The organism is Cupriavidus sp. WS (assembly GCF_000395345.1).
Classification (GTDB): domain Bacteria; phylum Pseudomonadota; class Gammaproteobacteria; order Burkholderiales; family Burkholderiaceae; genus Cupriavidus; species Cupriavidus basilensis_B.
Window position 1 is genome coordinate 1 of sequence record NZ_AQPL01000359.1, and the last position, 4,800, is coordinate 4,800.

Sequence of the window (4,800 nt, forward strand, 5' to 3'; positions counted from 1 at the left end):
AACGTTGCGGGCGCGCCACGATTCCTCCCGGCGGCGCAAAAAAATTCTGCTTTCCGCGACCTCCCCCCGCCCGCGCGCCCGGCCCGCCTGCCGCGCCGTTCCTGCACCGCCGTGGCTCGTAACGAGACTGCCCGGCTCGCCGCGGACGCGCGTCCGGCGCCCTCGCGGTGCGGCCTGCACCAAGGCGGGGCGGGGCTGCGCCGGTCCCTCCCGCCGTCCCGGCAGCGTCCTAGGGTCTACACCTAGCCCCATCATCTTCTCGTTTGGTTATCATGAATTCATCGATAAATTGTCGATGAAAAAAGATTATTGCAACGGACCGCTTCGCGGCCGGCGCCGCGCCTGACGAGTCCGGTGCGCGCGCCTACACTGCAAGTCAGGTCCCTTCCCGGTGCCTTTCCATGTTCCGATGTTCCGTTCACCGCCTGGCCGAGCGCGCGCTGCTGTGCAGCGTGCCGCCGCCGGCCTCGCTCGACGTACAGCGCCGTATCTGGGCCATGGCGCAGCGCGCCGCCGAATGGCGCGGCGTGGTGGATGCGGTGCCCGGCATGAACAACCTCACCGTGGTGTTCGACCACGACGCCGACCCGCTGGCGCTGGAGCGCAACCTCAAGCTCGCCTGGGCATCCGGCGAGGCGCGCGAGGCCACCGGCCGGCTGGTCGAGATCCCGGTGCGCTACGGTGGCGAATACGGCCCCGACCTGGCCGACGTGGCCGCGCACACCGGGCTGAGCGCGCAGGAAGTGGTGCGCCGCCACAGCGCCGGCGAATACGTGGTGTACTTCCTCGGCTTCCAGCCCGGCTTCGCCTACATGGGCGGGCTCGATCCCGCGCTGGCCACGCCGCGCCGGCACGAGCCGCGGCTGTCGGTGCCGGCCGGCTCGGTCGGCATCGGCGGCGAGCAGACCGGCATCTACCCGGCCGCCGCGCCCGGCGGCTGGCAGTTGATCGGGCACACGGACAGCGAGCTGTTCGTGGCCGACCGCGATCCGCCTTCCCTGTTCGCGCCCGGCGATACCGTGCGCTTCGTCGTCGAGGAGTTGCTGGCGTGATCGAAATTCTCCGTCCCGGCGCGCTGGCCTCGGTCCAGGATCTCGGCCGCCCGGGTTTCCGCCGCTTCGGCGTGGGCACCGCGGGCGCGCTCGACACCGTCGCGCTCACCATCGGCAACCGCCTGCTCGGCAACGCGACCGGCGAGGCCGCCATCGAATTCACCCTCGGCCGCGCCGCCGTGCGCTTTCACGCGGACATGCGCGTGGCGCTCACCGGCGCCGACTGCAAGTCCAACCTCGACGGCGTGCCGGTGTGGTCGTGGCACGCCTTCGACGTGCGCCGCGGCGAGACCCTGACCTTGTCGGCCGCGCAGGGCGGCACGCGCACCTACCTGTGCGTGGCCGGCGGCATCGGCGTGGCGCCGGTGATGGGCTCGCGCAGCACCGATCTCAAGGCCGGCTTCGGCGGTTTCGCCGGCCGCGCGCTGCGCGAAGGCGACCGGCTCGCGGCCGGCCGGCCCGGTGTGGCCGACGACAGCGACTGGCTCGGCGTGCAGGCGCCGGCGTGGGCGCTGCCGGTGAAGAAGCTGGGCGACGCGGTGCCGATCCGCATGCTGCCCGGCATCGAGTACGACGATTTCGAGCCGGCCGCGCGCGACGCGCTGTGGCAGTCCGAGTGGACCGTCACGCCCAACAGCAACCGCATGGGTCTGCGGCTGCAGGGCCCGGCGCTGGCGCGCGAGCCCGCGCGCGCGGCGGACCTGCTCTCGCACGGCGTGCTGCCCGGCGTGGTACAGGTGCCGCCGGCCGGCCAGCCCATCGTGCTGATGGCCGACGCGCAGACCACCGGCGGTTATCCGAAGATCGGCGTGGTGATCGGCGCCGACCTGTGGCGGCTGGCGCAGGTGCCGCTGGGCGCGCCCGTGCGCTTCGCGCGGGTGACGCTGGAGCAGGCCGCCGCCGCCCAGGCCGAGCTGGACCGTTACTTGCAACAGGTCGACCAGGCCCTGCAGTGGCAGGGCGACGGCAGCATGGTGATCGCGGCGCGGCGGCGCACGCGCACGCGGCTGGCGGTGGCGTGAGATGGTGTCCGCCCGCATCGAATGACCCGCACACGGACATGGCCGCATCGCCGGCAAGGACAGAACCAGGAGTAATGCAATGCACATCGACTTGAATGCCGACCTCGGCGAAGGCTGCGGCACCGACCGCGAGCTGCTCACGCTGATCAGCTCGGCCAACGTGGCCTGCGGCTGGCATGCCGGCGACGCCGCCACCATGCTGCAGACCGTGCGCTGGGCGCTGGCGTCCGGCGTGGCGATCGGCGCGCACCCGAGCTACCCCGACCGCGAGAACTTCGGCCGCACCGAGATGCAGCTCGCGCCCGACACCGTGTACGCCGACGTGCTCTACCAGATCGGCGCGCTGGCCGCGCTGGTGCGCGCGCAGGGCGGGCAGCTGGCCCACGTCAAGCCGCACGGCGCGCTCTACAACCAGGCCGCGAAGGACCCCGTGCTGGCCGACGCCATCGTGCGCGCGGTGCGCGATTTCGACTCCGACCTGGTCTTCTTCGGCCTGGCCGGCAGCGCGATGGTCAAGGTGGCGCGCGCGGCCGGCCTCAAGGTCAAGGAAGAAGTCTTCGCCGACCGCGGCTACAACCCCGACGGCTCGCTGGTCAGGCGCGGCACGCCGGGCGCGCTGCACGAGGACGAAGACGTGGCCCTGGGCCAGACGCTCGACATGGTGCGCGGGCAGCGCGTGCGCGCCATCGACGGCACCTGGGTACCGATTCGCGCCGAAACCGTGTGTCTGCACGGCGACGGCGCACACGCGCTTGCCTTTGCGCGCCGCATCCGCGAGCGGCTCGGCGCCGAAGGCATCGCAATCCGCGCCGGAGCCTGAAGCGCGCGCCGCGCGCTTCCGGTCCCGGCATCACCGTGCCCCGCGGGCGTCGAGCAGCATGACGCGGCGCAGGGCACTCGCCTCCATCACACGCTACTGGTGTCTCTCATGGAACAGGCAGTCAATCTCTGGCCCCTAGTCGGGGTCGGTATCATCATTCTCGGCTTCGTGCTGCGCTTCAATCCCATGATGGTGGTGGCCCTGGCCGCCATCGCCACGGGCCTTGCCGCGAGCATGCCGGTCACGCAGATCTTCACTGCGATCGGCACCGCTTTCGTCAAGACGCGCAACCTGCCGCTGATCATCCTGCTGCCGCTGGCGGTGATCGGCCTGCTCGAGCGGCACGGGCTGCGCGAGCACGCGCAGGCGTGGATCTCGCGCATCGCCTCGGCTACCGTCGGGCGCCTGCTGATCGTCTACCTCGGCGTGCGCGAGCTGACCGCCGCCGTCGGCCTGACCAGCCTCGGCGGCCATCCGCAGATGGTGCGCCCGCTGCTCGCGCCGATGGCCGAAGGCGCGGCGGAAGCGCGCTTCGGCAAGCTGCCCGAGCCGGTGCGCCAGCGCGTGCTGGCCTTCTGCGCGGCCACCGACAACGTCGGCCTGTTCTTCGGCGAGGACATCTTCGTGGCGTTCGGCGCGATCGCGCTGATGCACACCTTCCTGCTGTCGTCGAACATCGACGTGGAGCCGCTGCACATCGCCGTGTGGGGCATCCCCACCGCGGTCTGCGCGTTCCTGATCCACGCGGTGCGCCTCAAGCGCCTGGACGGCTGGCTGGCCCGCGAGATGGGCGGCCGCGCCGCCGCGCCCGGCGCAGCCGGTGTCGCAGCCAACGCCAAGGGCGGGGAGTAAGCCATCATGATCGTATCCATCGACTATCTCTACTGGCTCGCCGGCCTGGTGCTGGCCATCACCGCGCTGATGACCTTCGCCGACCGCGAGCATCCGCGCCGCCTCTCCACCGGCCTGTTCTGGGCGCTCTACGCGCTGGTCTTCCTGGTCGGCGACAAGCTGCCGCCGGCCATCGTCGGCATCGGCGCGGTGGTGATGGCGCTGATCGCCGGCTTCGGCGGCGTGGGCCACGGCAAGCACGGCACCCTGCCCGAGGGCGAGCGCCGCGCCTCGGCCAAGCGCCTGAGCAACAAGCTGTTCATCCCGGCGCTGCTGATCCCGCTGGTGACGGTGATCGGCACCGTGCTGTTCAAGGACGTGAAGCTCGCCGGCCTGCCGCTGCTCGACCCCAAGAACGTGACCTTCGTCTCGCTCGGCATCGGCTGCCTGATCGCGCTCGGCACCGCATGCTGGCTCACCCGCGACACCGTGATGCAGGGCATGCGCGAATCGCGCCGCCTGACCGAGTCGCTCGGCTGGGCGCTGGTGCTGCCGCAGATGCTGGCCATGCTGGGCCTGGTGTTCGCCGACGCCGGCGTGGGCAAGGCCGTGGCGCACCTGACCACCGCCTACATCAACATGGACTACAAGCTGGTGGCCGTGGTGGTGTACTGCGTGGGCATGGCGCTGTTTACCGTCATCATGGGCAACGGCTTCGCCGCGTTCCCGGTGATGACCGGCGGCGTGGGCGTGCCCATCCTGGTCAACATGTTCCACGGCAACCCGGCGGTGATGGCGGCCATCGGGATGTTCTCGGGATACTGCGGCACGCTGCTTACGCCGATGGCGGCCAACTTCAATATCGTGCCGGCGGCGCTGCTGGAGCTCGACGACAAGAATGCGGTGATTCGGGCGCAGGTGCCTACGGCGTTGTTGATTTTGGTGGCTAATATTGGGTTGTTGTATTTCTTGATGTGAGGTTTTTTTGAGTTTTGGCGTTGGGGTTAGAGTGGATTTTTTTGGGGGGGCTTTAACTTCAACGGCCTTAAGGGTGAGCTTCCCCGGAAATTTCGCC

At 70.3% G+C, this 4,800-nt stretch carries 5 protein-coding genes; all 5 read left to right on the top strand.

The genetic code is table 11. From position 1 onward, the window contains the following. Window positions 1-401: 401 nt before the first annotated feature. The 5 genes from pxpB to K206_RS0126350 all read left to right on the top strand — a co-directional run bounded on the left by pxpB (window position 402) and on the right by K206_RS0126350 (window position 4,703). Entirely contained in the window at window positions 402-1,052 is a 651-nt protein-coding gene (gene pxpB, locus K206_RS0126330; protein ID WP_020205367.1) for a 5-oxoprolinase subunit PxpB, read from the top strand. Beyond that, a complete protein-coding gene (locus K206_RS0126335) occupies window positions 1,049-2,074 on the top strand; it encodes a biotin-dependent carboxyltransferase family protein (protein ID WP_020205368.1) in 1,026 nt (341 codons plus the stop codon). Before pxpB ends, K206_RS0126335 begins: the two co-directional genes overlap by 4 nt. A gap of 79 nt (window positions 2,075-2,153) precedes the next feature. Then, the gene (gene pxpA / locus K206_RS0126340; protein WP_020205369.1) at window positions 2,154-2,894 is read left to right on the top strand and encodes a 5-oxoprolinase subunit PxpA; all 741 of its coding nucleotides are present in this window, start codon (window positions 2,154-2,156) and stop codon (window positions 2,892-2,894) included. Window positions 2,895-3,002: 108 nt separating this feature from the next. Further along, window positions 3,003-3,746 carry a DUF969 domain-containing protein gene (locus K206_RS0126345; protein ID WP_020423918.1) on the top strand — a complete coding sequence of 248 codons (744 nt, stop codon included), beginning with the start codon at window positions 3,003-3,005 and terminating at the stop codon, window positions 3,744-3,746. Between the two features lie 6 nt (window positions 3,747-3,752). Further along, window positions 3,753-4,703: a DUF979 domain-containing protein gene (locus tag K206_RS0126350; RefSeq protein ID WP_020205371.1), complete on the top strand. Its 951-nt coding sequence runs from the start codon at window positions 3,753-3,755 to the stop codon at window positions 4,701-4,703. The last annotated feature ends 97 nt before the right edge of the window (window positions 4,704-4,800 follow it).

Excerpts from the sequence above, each read along its gene's own strand:
- K206_RS0126345 (WP_020423918.1), top strand. The coding sequence starts at position 3,003 with ATGGAACAGGCAGTCAATCTCTGGCCCCTAGTCGGGGTCGGTATCATC.
- pxpA (WP_020205369.1), top strand. The coding sequence starts at position 2,154 with ATGCACATCGACTTGAATGCCGACCTCGGCGAAGGCTGCGGCACCGAC.
- pxpB (WP_020205367.1), top strand. The coding sequence starts at position 402 with ATGTTCCGATGTTCCGTTCACCGCCTGGCCGAGCGCGCGCTGCTGTGC.
- K206_RS0126350 (WP_020205371.1), top strand. The coding sequence starts at position 3,753 with ATGATCGTATCCATCGACTATCTCTACTGGCTCGCCGGCCTGGTGCTG.